This is a genomic window from Anaerophaga thermohalophila DSM 12881, from assembly GCF_000191885.1.
GTDB classification, from domain to species: Bacteria; Bacteroidota; Bacteroidia; order Bacteroidales; family Marinilabiliaceae; genus Anaerophaga; species Anaerophaga thermohalophila.
The window spans coordinates 18,019-33,172 of sequence record NZ_AEWI01000034.1 but is presented as its reverse complement, the minus strand read 5'-3'; the positions used below and the strand labels follow the sequence as shown (position 1 = coordinate 33,172).

The window sequence follows — 15,154 nt, the reverse complement described above, 5'->3', positions numbered from 1 at the left end:
AGCTTGTTAATTAGTATCTATCCATAAAGTGCCATTTACTGTGTTACGCTTGCCCGAAAATTACTCATTTACGATAAGTAAACTCCGTATTTTCGGACTTCGCAAGCCTTGTAAATGACACTTTCTGAACAGACACAGATTTATTACAACTTTTCCCGATTTTATAGACCGGCACTAATTAGTGTCTGACTCCCTATTTGTACGACACCTTCGGCGTCGCATTTTTATCGGATAATATTTTGCTATAAACATAGAAGTCCTTCAGGCTCCGTCCACATAAAAAGACAAAAAAAGGACAGTTACTTTTTAGCACTGCCCTTTTCCCTTAAATCAGCTTTGTTAACCAAATCCAAATCTATGAAAAAAAATCTGTTACAAATATAGTTTGATTATCAATTAAAAAGACGTAACACTGGTTAAATCTGGTTAAAACAACTGGAAAAAAGAACCCGGATCGTTAAATCCTGAAGTTCCTTTAACCAGTCATTTTTAAATCCAAGTTTATGAAAAAATCCCAAATACAAATATGACTAATAAAGTGTAAAAATGACAACTTTGTAAGTTAATAATTGTTAACGTTTTGAACAAAAAAATAATAATTCCCCTTTTTATCTGATTGCTATTCTTCCGAACCGGAAATATCCTTATCCTTTCTTACCAAAAGATAAAACACCAGCAAAGCCAATCCGCCAAACAATAACACCATGGCAATATAGGCAATGCCTTTACTTATAACATCTCTGACAGCCAATACATCACCAACGATAAAACCAATAGCAATACCAATCAGGAAAATGCCGTACTTCAGCGAATTAATCCAGCTCTTTTTATCCCCTTCTTTAAAAATAGATGCATCTCTCCCGGATGCTATCAGAGCTGTGCGTTCCATTCGCTTGTTTCGGTAATAACTAACTAAAACAACAATTCCGAAAATCATTCCGAAAAACGCTACAGGGACAATTACTTCTACGTGATTCATAACTATTTATTTTTCATTATCAAAACTTGTCGTGATCGTTTCACTGTTTGTTTTGCTCGTTGAACGCTCATTATTTTTACCTGGTTACAAAAACTTCCATAAAATTAAAATGGTATTAACTTGTAACCATAAAACACTATGGTGCGTCTTATCTTCATGAGGTAAAGCCCGTTATTTTTTATCTTAAATCTTATATCTAAAAATCTATTAATCTATTAAAGCAAACCTTGTCATGCTCGTTTCACCCGAAAAGCCCGCATGAGGCACATGAAAGGTTTTATTCCTGGCCAAAGTTTGATGGGTATAAGAAACCGCAACTCCATACTATTTTCACCAATCTTTTGGTTAATTTTGCAAAAAAAAGAAAGTGATATACCCGGAAACATTCGAAACCAAGCTATATTTTCATAAAATCAGGGAATACATCAGCGAAGGCTGCTTAAGCCCTATGGGCAAAGAGCGGGCTATGCAAATGTCCTTTTCCACTCAATTTAACAATGTCGTGACCTGGCTTCAGCAAACTCACGAAATGCTTCATATCGGAGATGATGGTCAGGATATGCCGGCAGCGAACTTTTTTGATCTTCGCGATCCGCTTAAAAAGCTCAGGGTGGAAGGTCTCTTCATGGAGGCCCGTGAATTATTTGACCTTAGACGGGCACTCGGGAGTATTCGGGATATTGTCAGATTCATCCAATCGAAAGATGAAAAACAATATCCTGCTCTGCATGAACTGGCAGCCCCGGTAAAAATCTTTCCTGCAGTGCTCGATAAAATAGATACCATCATCAACAAGCAGGGTGAAATAAAAGACAATGCAAGCCATGAGCTAATGCGAATAAGGCGTGAGATGCGTGCCAAACAAAGCAGTATCTCGGGGCGGATGTCGGCCATAATGAAAAAAGCACGGCAAGCCGGGATCGTTGACGCCGATGCCACCGTTTCTATTCGCGACGGCAGAGCGGTTATTCCGGTAATCTCGGCCAACAAAAGAAAAATTCCGGGCATTGTTCAGGATGAGTCGGCTACAGGGAAAACCGCCTATGTCGAACCCGCCGAAATTGTTGAAATAAACAATGAAATAAGAGAACTTGGTTATGCCGAAAGAAGGGAAATCTCTAAAATTCTCCTTGAATTGTCGGCCTTTTTGCGCCCCTATCTTGAAGACATGCTGTTTGCCTTCCGGTTTCTGGGTATCATCGATTTCATAAGGGCAAAAGCACGATTTGCAAAAAGAATAAACGGCATAGTGCCGACCATACGCAATGAGACCGATTTTCACTGGGAGAAAGCTGTTCACCCACTGCTTTTTCTTCAACATCAGGCATCCGGGAAAAACGTTGTTCCCCTCGACATAGAACTTAACCGGCAAAACAGGATATTGCTCATATCGGGACCCAACGCAGGTGGCAAATCGGTATGCCTGCAAACAGTGGGACTTCTGCAATATATGCTGCAATGCGGAATTCCCGTGCCGGTAGGCCATAATTCCCAGATGGGCTTTTTCGACCACATCTTTATGGACATTGGAGATGAGCAATCCATTGAAAACGATCTGAGTACTTACAGCTCCCACCTGGTAAACATGAAGTTTTTTCTTCGTCACTGTAACAACCGGTCGTTACTGCTTATCGACGAATTCGGCACGGGAACCGAACCCATGCTTGGAGGTGCCATCGCCGAGGCCGTCCTTGAGCAATTAAACAGACAGGAAGTTTACGGTGTCATCACCACCCATTATACCAATCTCAAACATTTTGCATCAGAACACGAAGGCATTATTAACGGGGCTATGCTCTTTGATACCCATAAAATTGAACCGCTTTTTAAACTGGAAACGGGACAACCAGGAAGTTCTTTTGCTTTTGAAATAGCCCGAAAGACAGGACTCCCCGAAGAAATACTTCAAAAAGCCAGGAACCGGCTGGGCGAGGACCACATTAACTTTGACAAGCATTTGCGTGAAATCATCCGCGACAAGCGCTACTGGGAGAAAAAAAGGGAATCGGTGCGCGAGCACGACAAAAAGCTGGAACGTACCATCGAAAAATATGAAACGGAGCTCGAAAAACTGAAAAATGAAAGAGCCCGGATTATTGAATCGGCCCGCCAGGAAGCCAATAATCTGTTGGCATCGGTAAACAAAAAAATTGAAAACACCATTCGTGAAATAAAAGAGGCCCAGGCCGAAAAAGAGAAAACACGGTCGTTACGCAAAGAGATTGAACTACTCAAAGAAGATATCAACCGGCCGGCGGATGACGAAAAAATCCAGAAACAACTGGAAAAGCAGATTAAAAAACTGCAGGAAAAACAGGAGAAAAAGAAAAATAAAAAGGCACATCAGACTTCGAATCTTCAAAAACCGGATACATCAGAAAATAATGAAGATAAAAACCACCCACTTGAGCCCGGCGATGCAGTTCAACTCGAAGGTCAGGATGTACCCGGCGAAATCATCGAAATTAATGACAAATCGGCTGTTGTTGCTTTCGGACAGCTTATTACAACTGTAAAAAGCGTTCGCCTGACCCGGATCAGCAAAAACGAATACAAAAAAACCGTTACGTCAAAAAAACACCGTCAGCAGTAATTTTGCAGATCGTGTTCGCAGCAAAAAATTATCGTTCACGCCCGACATCGACGTTCGTGGTATGAGAGCTGATGAAGCCATCTCCAAAGTATTGGAACACCTGGACGAAGCACTTTTATGCGGCGCTCAAACCATTAAAATACTACACGGTAAAGGAAACGGTATTTTACGGGAACAGATTCGTCAACATCTTGCAACCTTACCCTATGTATCACGTTATCACGATGAGCACGTTCAATATGGAGGAACAGGCATTACTGTTGTTGAAATGGACTAAAATATTTCCATAAACCTGTTTTTTTGTAACTTAAGATTCTGTCACGGATTTTTCAGTTCCATGCGAATAGCTGAATTAATATTGTGCGAACCATAACTTCCAACTTACCCCACCCCCAAGGAACGAATAAATTAATAACTATGAGTGATTTTACCACGCACAGAAAAAAATATTGGATAACCCTATTTTGGAGTTTTGTTTTTGTTTTGATCTCGCTGCAGCCGGCAAGTGCTGTTGGCGCTTTTCCCCTTCCACAAAAAATGATTCAGCCCGATGGCTCTGTGATCACCATTCGTATTCACGGCGACGAATGGTACAATTGGACTACCACCGTTGACGGATATCGGATATTAAAAACCAGAGACGGCTTTTTTGAATATGCCACGCAACTTAAATCAGGTGAGATTTCAGGCTCAGGCATCATCGCATCGGATCCCGGGCAACGCACTCCGGCTGAAGAAAATTTTTTGTCATCAACACCTAAACGCATAGGGGTTTCTAAAAAAGATTTTCTCGAAAAACGCCGGAAAAAATATACGGGTTTGTTGAAAAGCTCTCTGATGACCACCCACTTCCCTTCGGAAGGAGAAGCATCGTTGCTGATTATCCTCGCCAATTTTCAGGATACCAACCCCACTTATCCTACCTCGGATTTTGAAGCTTTCATGAATCAAAAAAATTACAACAGTACCGGAAGCTTCAGAGATTACTACCAGGAAGTCAGCGGCGGCTTACTAACCATAAACTCAAGCGTTACACAATGGCTCTCAGTACCGGCCGGTCACGATTATTACGGACCCGAAAGTAAATGGAAAGAATTTGCGCTTCACGCCGTTCAGGCGGCTGCCGATGCCGGGGTAGATTTTTCGGCTTTCGACAATGACGGAGACGGCGTTGTGGAGAGCATAGCCATTATTCACCAGGGTGCAGGTCAGGAAGTTACATCCAATCCTGACGACATCTGGTCGCATTCCTATTCGTTCTCATCATGGGGTGTACCTGAATCAGAAAGAACTTTCAATGGGGTTGTAGTAGACCAATATACCATTCAGCCGGAGTGGCGAAGTGCTGCAGCCGATATGAACACAATAGGAGTAATTTGCCACGAATTCGGTCATAACCTCGGGCTTCCCGACTTTTATGATGTCGACGAAGAAGAAAACGGTCAATATTACGGAACAGGTGACTGGGACATCATGGCCGGCGGAACCTATAACGGCTCACCAAGCGGTTCTTCCCCCGCTCACCATAATCCTTTCTCCAAAGCAGAACTCGGATGGGTAGCTGTTTCGGTTATTGACCAGCCTGCTTCAATATCTCTTGACCCGGTTTATTCTTCTAAACAGGTGCTGCGTATCAACAGCCCGGTAGAAAACGAATATCTGCTGCTTGAAAACAGGCAAAAAACCGGATTTGACGCCTTCATCCCCGGAAACGGCCTCTTGGTTTACCACACCGATGGCAATCTCATAAAAGAAAGACGTTCGTCCAACACCATCAACATCGACAGTCATCAGGGTTTTTATCCTCTTGCCGCCAACGACATCATTAACGATCCTTCCTGCCCTTTCCCGGGGACAGAAAGCGTTACAGACCTTACAGATGCCAGTTCTCCCGCCATGCAGACATGGGATGGCCAGGGGTTTAACCGCAGCATGACAGACATTACCATAGTCGATACTACCATCACTTTTGATTATATGTTCCTGCAGGACGGCACACCACTCGATTTTGATGCCGTTACCATTGACGAACTATCGGTGAAACTCAGCTGGACACCTTCTTCAAACAACTATCCCGTGCTGGTCGCATGGAGTCCTGATGGTATTTTCGGAAACCCTGTTGACAAGTATATTTACGCCCCGGGTGAGTTCATTGACGGCGGAGGAACCGTCTTGTATTACGGCGATACGGATACGACAAAGATACATTCCGGCCTCTCCCCTTCCACAAAATATTATTACTCTGTCTGGAGTGATAAAGGAGATATGTACTCTCAAAACCTCAAAGATGAAGCCCTAACACGGCCCTCGCCCATCACGGAATTCCCGTGGGCGGACGGGTTCGAAGATCAATTGGATGCCTGGGTAGAAGAATATGTTTCAGGGGAAAAGTCGTGGTCAACACAAAAACTGTATGTCAACGAAACTTTGGTGCAACCATGGTCAGGTTCTGAGTATGCAACTTTCTTTGCACAAACTTACTCGGTACCGGTAACACGACTTGTCTCACCCAAACTGGAACTGAATAGCAGCAAAACTTATCACCTCCGGTTTCGGCATATTCAGCCCGAATGGGAAGGCGACCAGGACGAATTGAAAGTATTGTTAAGGACAGAATCGGGAGGTTACTGGGAAGAAATAGCGCGCTATGTGACTCACACGCCCGAATGGACGGAACGATTAATTGAGATACCCTACTCCGAACCACTTGAAATAGCTTTTGAAGCGACCGGCAATTACGGTTACGGGATAGGTGTTGACAGCGTCAGGGTTTATGTTACGTCGACGTGCGGGGTAAAACCCGATATATCAGCGTCCGGATTCTCGGCCACCAATATAACAAAAACATCCATGGATTTGTCATGGAACCGTGGCAATGGCGATGCCCTTCTCATATTGGCCAGAAAGGATCAGCCCATTACCGAAATACCTGAAAATGAGGTTACGTACACAGCCGATAGTAATTTCGGCAGTGGTGATGCGCTCCTCAACAACACGTACGTTGTTTACAATGGTACAGGCACATCAATGACCCTTTCCGGCCTGGAACACACTTCGGAATACCATCTGGCCTTTTTCGAATATTACGTTGACAACCATTGTTACGAAACAGAAGGTGCTGTCGCATCATTTAGCACCGAACCCAATATTTATGACATAACGGTTGCGGTTACCGACAATGAGAGTAATCCTCTTGAAAACGCCATGGTGCGGTTTAAAGAAGACACATTATATACCGATGCAACAGGTAAGGCCACTTTCCAGACCATACACAGCGACGATCGGTATGACCATTTCGATGTGTCAAAAGATACCTATTCGGCAGGCTCCGATCGTTTTATCCCGAATACCTCGAAAACCATCAATGTTTCGTTATGGAATTTTGATCCTCTTCCTCCTCACAATCTTACAGGAAACAAAGATTACAAAACCATTAAACTGGAATGGAGCCCTGTGATTAATGAAAATTTCGACCACTATGTCACCTATTCAACAGAAATTGAGGGATGGACATTTCTTGACAAAGACGGCGCAGACACTTATGGAATCAGAACGATAATGTGGCCCGGGGAAAACGATCCCATGGCCTATATGGTATTCGATGTTTATGCCGATGAAGTGCTTCAGATGGATTACGCCATTTCGGCGTGGTCGGGCAGCAAAGTTCTGGTCTCATTTGCAGCACAGGAGGTGCAAAGCAACGATTGGATAATCTCACCTTCGGCAAACATTAAAGAAGGCGATTTCTTTTCGTTCATGGCCCGCTCATTGGATGACACCTGGGGTAAAGAAGTGATCAATGTGAAAGTACGGCCGGAAGGAGAAGTTGAATGGACCACTTTGTGGCAGGGAATTGAAGTTCCTGAAGCCTGGACCAGGTATGAATTTCAGCTGGACGCAACTTACCTCGGGCAAAATGTGGAAGTAGCCGTACAACACATCAGCAACCAAACATTTGCCCTCATTCTTGACGATATCAGGATAGGATCGGAATTAGGGCCGGTAAGTTCGGGACCTTCATTTCCCTCGCCCGATTCAAACCTCAAAACAGCAAAGAGGGAAAGTCGGACATCACCAATCCTGCCTAAACCGCCCGGAAAAGAACAACTAAGTCCTTCGAGAAGCGCCCCGTCACTTTATGCCGGAAATGTAGGATATGCAATTTACAGAGACGGCACAGAAATACACCGGAATTACGGCTTTACCAGTAATACATTTACCGAAGATGTGTTGGATTGCAACGAATATCAGTACACCGTAAAAGCTGTTTATGACGATGTAAATATGGAATCGTCACCAGCGGAATCTTTGCTCGTGGAATCGTGTTATAACGTTCTATTCAAAATTACGGATTCAGAAAATATACCCATAAAAGGCGCAGAGATAACCTTTAACAATGAAGTGAAAATAACGGACAGCAACGGTGAAGCCGTCTTCACTACCGTTGATTCGGGAAGCAGTCAGGAATATTCAGTTACTGCCGAAGGATACAGTCATTTTCAGGGCAATGCAAATATCAATGCCGATACTTCAATTGATGTAACAATGCTGTTGGCAAACACAACCATTAATACGAATTGGAAAAACAAGGTTTCGTTCATTCCTAATCCCGTCGATACCAAAGCTACAATCAAAGGGCTTCCCTTCGGAACTTTCAGGGTTGTTCTTTACGACATTACCGGAAAGCAGGTAAATGAGAAAAGTATAACCGGCGGTCATCCTGCAACAATAGACTTTTCATCGATGCACCCGGGAATATATTTGCTGCTAATCGAAGCCGATAACGGAGAGACTCACCGGGTTAAAATCATTAAAAGGAAGGGTCTATAGAGTTTTTCCACGGTTCCACAGATTCTCAAGGATTAAAAAAGGCCCTGAAACAAATCAGAGCCTTTAATTACCTGTCAGCTAAGTGAGCCAATGACGGGAGTTGAACCCGTGACCTCTTCCTTACCAAGGAAGCGCTCTACCACTGAGCTACATCGGCAATTTAACAACGAAAAATGCGATTCCGGGGAATTGAGATTAAATTAACTGTTTTATCTCAGAGCGGAAAACGGGACTCGAACCCGCGACCCCGACCTTGGCAAGGTCGTGCTCTACCAACTGAGCTATTTCCGCATAAACCTGCCCGTCATTTATAAAAAGTTTTACGTCTGACAAGCGCTGCAAAAGTATAAAAAAAAATAGGTTTCGGCAAAACGCTTTTTGTCAAATTTCGTTTGAAAACGGAAAAGCCGCTGCAAACGTTTTTGCAGCGACTTTTGCCTATGGAGAGCAGAAATAATGATTAACAATAATTTATGAATTTTGAAAGGCTTCAAACCTTTTACTGCTACCGGGAGATAAAAACTCTGATGCCTCCCGGAAAAGACTTTTAAAGGCGCGGTCGACCTTCTCCTGAATTGAAGAATCGGATAAAGGGAAAGGCGTTTCGTGACTATATTCAAAGTCAAAGTCACTCACCCTGACATTCTTATTACCGCCAATGGATAACGTTTTATAGATTGCATCACCCGGAATGACATGATCCATTTTCAACCCCACAGCCTTAATTTTCTTTATCATCTCCAATGTATTACTCTGCATTTTCCTGAATTTATCTACCGAAAGAAGGGAAGTAAAAACCTCCCAGACACGGTTACTAAACGGACCCAGACACTCGGGAAATTTCCATCTTCCTGTTGAAGTTTCAGTTTCGTTGATAAACTGCCTTAAAGTTTCGAAAGCCCTGTTATCCATGATACTCCTGGAACGTCCATCCATTTGGTCAAAAGTTGAACCGCCACAAAAGAAAAATGCCTTACTGGAAGAAAACAAATCAAACGGATTTGACAACAGTAGTATTTCCGTAACAAAAGCACCGATGGAATAAGCGAAAAAATCTACCGAAGCACCGGCTTTAAACAACGGATGATGTCCTGATTTAATTTGCCGGGTGAGTTCCACTATATCGGCAATACTCTGAATCCCGGACAAAATAAAAACTTCGGGCGATAAATCGATTCTCTGGCTGAGAGCAGCATTGGCAAAAGAGCTGTTCCCGATTTTTCCATAACTTTTTTCACGACTCCCAACCACTTTATTCATTTGTCTGGGAAAACTCCATGAAGAAGGAGACCTGTTCATATGGTTAGCCAAAGGAAACAGAATAACAGGAACTCTTGTACTCAATGCAAGAACATAGGCCCAAGATAGATATTTTTCCCAGGAACGTTCATTCAAACCATGCAACAAAATGATGGCTTTTTGCTGTCCGTGCCTTTCTGCCGGTTCAAAAACGGCATACCGGAAAAACCTGTTTTTATTGTTATTATCGGAAAGTAAGCTCAAATCATAAACCGACTTTTCATCTTTACCGAATGGAAACGTTATAGCAGATTCCCGTACCACACATGATTCGAAAGAAAATGTATGCATTGCAACCCAGCTATCCAATTGATGATAAGGTCGTTCCAAATCAAATTGCTGCTTAAGCTTGCTATGTAATTCTTTAAGAAAATTCATATCTCCAAGCGGGTTAATAATTTCATCCGTACAAAATTTGTTTATTAAGGTCGGATGGAACTCGCATGCAAGGGTTTATACATGTTCTCTTGTGACAAACTTTGCCATGCTCGTTTCATCAGTATAAAATTAGTCTAAGTTATTGGTATGATGCAATTTATCATACTTTAATTGATGGTAGATTCTTCGTTCCGCTCAGAATGACAGACTGTCTAATGTCATTCTGAGGAGGTAACGACGAAGAATCTGTTCCCTGTTTTTGGTTTCTTAGATGATTAGAGGTTAATTATACATGTTCTTTTGTGACAAACTTTGTCATGCTCGTTTCATCAGCTTATAGTTGGCCGAATGAAATTCGTCCAGATTACTCAGGACTGGTTTCAATTGCAAAGTAGCAGTATTTCAATGAAACAATCATCTTAAATGTAGAGTTTAGCAACAGTATGGGGTGAATGAATACTCTTCCGGGGTGAATGAATTTATTGTGGGGTGAATGAATTTGCAAATAAATTTGTAATATTGAGTGCAGTATAAAAAGCATATTTTTGTCAAAATCAAGGCGTTTTAAATTTTTATACCGGAGTTAACTCCTTATTAATGAGGATTCATCCGTATAAGATTCATTTAAGTTATTGGTCGAATGGAACTCGCATGATTGATTTTACACATAAACTTTTGTGATGTGACAAACCTTGTCATGCTCGTTTCAAAAATTCAAAACAACACTGAGGTTGGCAACAAAGATGCTTTTCAGACCAGGATCAAGGTTCAATATTGAATGGAAATCGACACAGAGGTTGGTGTAATAAACACAATTTGATTATTAATTTCTGACAAATATCATTATTTTTGAACTATATAATTGACCTGATCTATTTATATTATAGATTAAACAAGTCCAGATTATTCGTGACGAGTTCCATCTACGCTTAGTAAATAAATTTTATACGGATGAGAAAAACGAGGCGACAAATACCGGATTATTTTGTAACAAAGAAAAATACGATACTTCAGGTAGTATTTGCAACCTTGTTCGCTTATGTTTTCATAAACATTTACAGGCCATTTGGATCGGGAGAGTGGTATAATGTGACACGGCGGGAATTTTCATTTTACTCCGCATTGCTTGTTATTGCGGGGATGCTTATCGTTTTCATCAGTCGCATTTTCCTGATGTTTCTGATAAAAAAAGAGAAACCCGTCACCATAAGATACTACGTACTGATGGTTTTAGGCGAAATATTGTTCATGGCAGCAATGTATGCTTTTCTTCAGAAAATGGTGATGGACGACAGGCGAAAGTTTTTGTATCTCATGTATCAGGCCCTTCACAATACGGCTCTTATCCTGCTTATTCCTTATGTGATCAGCCTGCTTTTCTTTGCATGGAAAGCAAAATCAATCAGTTTCAACAATCTTTTGCAGCAAATAAGAAGCAGTTCCAGCTTTATATCGTTTCATGATGAAAAGGGGATATTAAGGATTTCTCTGAAAACAAACGACTTACTTTATCTGGAATCTTCAGATAATTATGTATCCATTAAATATCTTCAGAACAACCGGCCTAAATCGGTACTAATTCGTAACACGTTAAAGAACATTGAAAAAGAATTCGAAAATTCGTTCCTGCTCAGATGTCATCGCTCATATATGGTAAATGTGAACAAGGTAAGCATGGTAAAAAGAGAAGGAAACAACATGAAGTTGCAAATTGAAAGCCCGGACAATGTATTTATACCAGTATCAAGGGGATATGCTCCCGTTGTAAAAAAATTTTTTGATGGAAATATGAATTAATGGGGCCAGGCATATAATATAATTATTGAGTGCGGTATAAAAAGCATATTTTTGTCAAAATCAAGGCGTTTTAAATTTTTGTACCGGAGTTAACTTGTTGTTAATGAGGATGCAAGAATTTTAAACAACAACTAGTTTGGCAACAAAGATTCTTTTTATACCGTACTCATTATTGACAAAGTACAAAGCACAATAGATCGTTGGATTTTTAGATATAAGATGATTCATATAATTTTGATATACTACATTTATCAAACAAAATTCTTTAATTGCAAACAATAGATTTGCAATATATTGCAAAAATTTAACGTACTATTGAAGCACAAACAGAATAAAATATCGCATTACATAAAATCGTTCAGCAATGTACAGAGTTGTTATCGTCGATGATGAGCCCGGTGCTCTCTCGGTACTAAGCAAAATGCTCAACAACTACTTTGATTTCGAGGTAGTTGAAACATTTTCTACCACCGATAATCTCATCGAAAATATTACCACGATCAGACCACATGTCCTTTTTCTGGACATTCATCTTGGGGAAAAATCCGGCCTCGACATTGCACGTGAATTATATCAAAATCGTTGCAATACTAAAATAGTATTTGTATCGGCGTTTGATAAATATGCCGTTCAGGCATTTGAATACAATATTATAGACTACATGCTTAAACCGGTTAGTAATGAAAGGCTTCGTAAATGCATTCAAAAGATTGAAGCAAGCCTTTCGTCTGAAAACAAAAGCCCCATACCGCAAGCTCAAAAATCCGGTACTACAGACTCTTCGCTGATCAGATTCAACACGCAGAACGGGTTTATTCTCGTCGATCCCTCAGAAATCGTTTACATGGAAGCAGACCATGTATATACCAAAATAGCAATGACGCATCAAACTTCGCATTATGTTGCCCAAAATATTGGAAAAATCCTTTCCCTTATCGACAGTGTCGATTTCCTGCGAATTTCAAGATCAGTTGTCATTAATGCCAAATATTTGAGAGAAGTTAATCGTACTCAAAGGCAATGCACAATTTTCGACGGAGACAAAGAATTTAAACTGGGAATTACAAAGCCGGGACTCAAAATGTTAGACGATCACTTTAATTAGTGTGCGTCTATAAAGTAAATAGTCAGTTAAAAAAAGCCTAAACGCAGAGACGCAATGACGCAAAGTTTTTATTATCAGAAAATTGCGCCTTTGCGCCTTTGCGTTTAAGTTTTATATAACCATCCATTTCGCATAAAATTCCATTTTAAAAATACAAAACTCTCTTTCGTTAACTGAAGTCCATGATTCAGAAAATGAAGTCCACGTTTCAGAAAACCATCTGATTTTTACTTTTTTCATTCAAATTAATCCCGCATATTTGAAACGTGTAATAACAAACCCAACCTTTGGGAATTCGGGCACTCAACTCCTGTTTTCTTTCCGCATCCTAACGAGGATTTTGGGGGAACATGGTCTTAAAGGGAGAAAAGTTGCCCGAATTTTTTGATGTTATGACCTTGCAATCAATAGATTGGGAAAAATAATTGCAGGACATAGCAATTTTTAAAAACTGTTTGGGAAAAATTCGCTTCGTTGTCTGAAGTGCACGTTTCAGAAAAAAACTCCCGGGGTTCAGAAAACCATCCAAAAAATACTTTTTTTCACAACAAATTAATGTCATCTTTGAATCATTGTGTAATGCGAAGCCTAACCCTTTGCAATGCCGGGTAATCTTTTGTTATTCTCTCCTACTCTATCAATTAGCACATGGTCTTAAAGGAAAATGCAAAAGATTCCCGGCTTTTCTTTTCTCTCTTTTTTAACAACAGTCCGTTAAACTTTTCCAATACGCTGCTATCCAATTATTTGTTATTAAAAGGTATTATTTACTAAAATAGGGTATATCAAGATTATATGAATCATCTTACATCTGATATCCAAAAATCCAGTGCGCTATTGTGTGAACACCATTAACTAAAATCCAATACCTTTGCAGCAAAAAGACATTAATATGGCTGCATTTCCACTTTCCAACTATCAGTTTCAACCTTTAAAAGGTTACGAGCATTTCGAGGCGACCACGCAAATTATTATTGCTGAAATACTCCAAAGACACCTTCCTTTTGAGGTCATCGACGCAAAAAACAATCTGATTGCCGTTACCTTTAACAACAAAGAATTCATCATACACGAAGGTACCATTTCCGATGCCAATAGCCTGATCGCATATTGGATATCCAATGACAAGTGGATGACCAAACAATTTCTTTCGCGGAAAGGCATCAGTTACGCTAAAGGAAAGCTACTCACCGGTAATTTCAGCCAAAATGATCTCAACAATATAACGTTTCCTGTTGTTGTAAAACCAGTGAATACCGATCATGGCATCGCGGTCAGCACCAACATAAACGAAAAAGCCGATCTGCTCAATGCCATTCAAAATGCATTCAAACACGCCGATAAGGTTATTGTCGAAGAATATCACGAAGGCAGGGAATATCGCTTTCTGGTCGTTGATGATCAGGTACGTGCCATTGCCTACCGCGAACCGGCAAACGTTACAGGCGATGGCAAACATACCATTGAGCAGTTAATTGAAGAAAAAAACAAAAACCGTGGCGATGATTACACACATCCCCTTTTGAAAATCAGGATTGATGATGAAGTAAAAAGGCATCTCAGTGCTCATTCCTTCACCCTTCAAACCGTTTTGAAAAATGGAGAAAAGGTGTTTCTGAGAAAAAATTCTAACCTTAGTACAGGTGGCGATAGTATTGATGTAACCGATGAAATGCCTGATTTTTACAAGAGAATTGCAGTTGAAGCAGCAAAAGCTGCGGGACTAAAAATTGCAGGAATAGATATCATAATAAAAAACCTGAAAGCATCACCCACCCATGATAATTACATTGTCGTAGAACTAAATGCACCTGCCATGTTGTCGATGCATGATTTCCCCTATATTGGGAAAAACCGACACGTGGAAAAATTTGTGCTGGATTGTGTTCTTAATTCTAAATAGTGATTAGTGATTAGATACAAATAAGCAAAGATACCACAAAAGAACATGTATAAACACCATTTAACCTCTAATCATTTAAGAAACGAAAAAACAGGGAACAGATTCTTCGTCGTTACCTCTTCAGAATGACATTCGACAGTCTGTCATTCTGAGCGAAGCGAAGAATCTAATCTCTAATCATCTGACATCAATTAAAGTATGATAAGATGAGTCCCGGTAAGCCGGGACAAATTGCATCAGGGCAATAATTTAAGTAAATTCTATACTAAT

At 40.7% G+C, this 15,154-nt stretch carries 8 protein-coding genes and 2 tRNA genes; 6 read left to right on the top strand and 4 right to left on the bottom strand.

Features of this window, described 5'->3' with window-relative positions:
• Positions 1-619: 619 nt before the first annotated feature.
• Complete coding sequence (locus tag ATH1_RS0110640) at positions 620-979, bottom strand: DUF6249 domain-containing protein (RefSeq protein WP_010421315.1); 360 nt, start codon at positions 977-979, stop codon at positions 620-622.
• Positions 980-1,346: 367 nt separating this feature from the next.
• Here ATH1_RS0110640 and ATH1_RS19340 point away from each other — a divergent pair, with 367 nt between their 5' ends.
• The 3 genes from ATH1_RS19340 to ATH1_RS0110630 all read left to right on the top strand — a co-directional run bounded on the left by ATH1_RS19340 (position 1,347) and on the right by ATH1_RS0110630 (position 8,402).
• On the top strand, positions 1,347-3,572 hold the full coding sequence (locus ATH1_RS19340; RefSeq protein ID WP_245531767.1) for an endonuclease MutS2: 2,226 nt from the start codon (positions 1,347-1,349) through the stop codon (positions 3,570-3,572).
• Between the two features lie 61 nt (positions 3,573-3,633).
• Positions 3,634-3,849, top strand: coding sequence for a Smr/MutS family protein (locus tag ATH1_RS22225; protein ID WP_245531766.1), 216 nt, complete (start codon positions 3,634-3,636; stop codon positions 3,847-3,849).
• A 140-nt stretch (positions 3,850-3,989) separates the two neighbouring features.
• Positions 3,990-8,402, top strand: coding sequence for a M6 family metalloprotease domain-containing protein (locus ATH1_RS0110630; protein ID WP_010421313.1), 4,413 nt, complete (start codon positions 3,990-3,992; stop codon positions 8,400-8,402).
• A gap of 85 nt (positions 8,403-8,487) precedes the next feature.
• On the opposite strand, the gene ATH1_RS0110625 is transcribed toward ATH1_RS0110630, so the two are convergent.
• From ATH1_RS0110625 to ATH1_RS0110615, 3 genes are all read right to left on the bottom strand, one after another.
• A tRNA-Thr gene (locus ATH1_RS0110625) sits at positions 8,488-8,559 on the bottom strand.
• 61 nt (positions 8,560-8,620) lie between these two features.
• A tRNA-Gly gene (locus tag ATH1_RS0110620) sits at positions 8,621-8,693 on the bottom strand.
• 180 nt (positions 8,694-8,873) lie between these two features.
• A complete protein-coding gene (locus ATH1_RS0110615; protein WP_010421311.1) occupies positions 8,874-10,079 on the bottom strand; it encodes a DUF6051 family protein in 1,206 nt (401 codons plus the stop codon).
• Between the two features lie 951 nt (positions 10,080-11,030).
• On the opposite strand from ATH1_RS0110615, the gene ATH1_RS0110605 reads away from it, so the two are divergent.
• The 3 genes from ATH1_RS0110605 (at position 11,031) to ATH1_RS0110590 (ending at position 14,884) form a co-directional block, all read left to right on the top strand.
• Entirely contained in the window at positions 11,031-11,876 is an 846-nt protein-coding gene (locus tag ATH1_RS0110605; protein ID WP_010421309.1) for a LytTR family DNA-binding domain-containing protein, read from the top strand.
• A gap of 364 nt (positions 11,877-12,240) precedes the next feature.
• On the top strand, positions 12,241-12,981 hold the full coding sequence (locus ATH1_RS0110595; RefSeq protein WP_010421308.1) for a LytR/AlgR family response regulator transcription factor: 741 nt from the start codon (positions 12,241-12,243) through the stop codon (positions 12,979-12,981).
• 892 nt (positions 12,982-13,873) lie between these two features.
• On the top strand, positions 13,874-14,884 hold the full coding sequence (locus ATH1_RS0110590) for a glutamate--cysteine ligase (RefSeq protein ID WP_010421304.1): 1,011 nt from the start codon (positions 13,874-13,876) through the stop codon (positions 14,882-14,884).
• Positions 14,885-15,154: the final 270 nt, after the last annotated feature.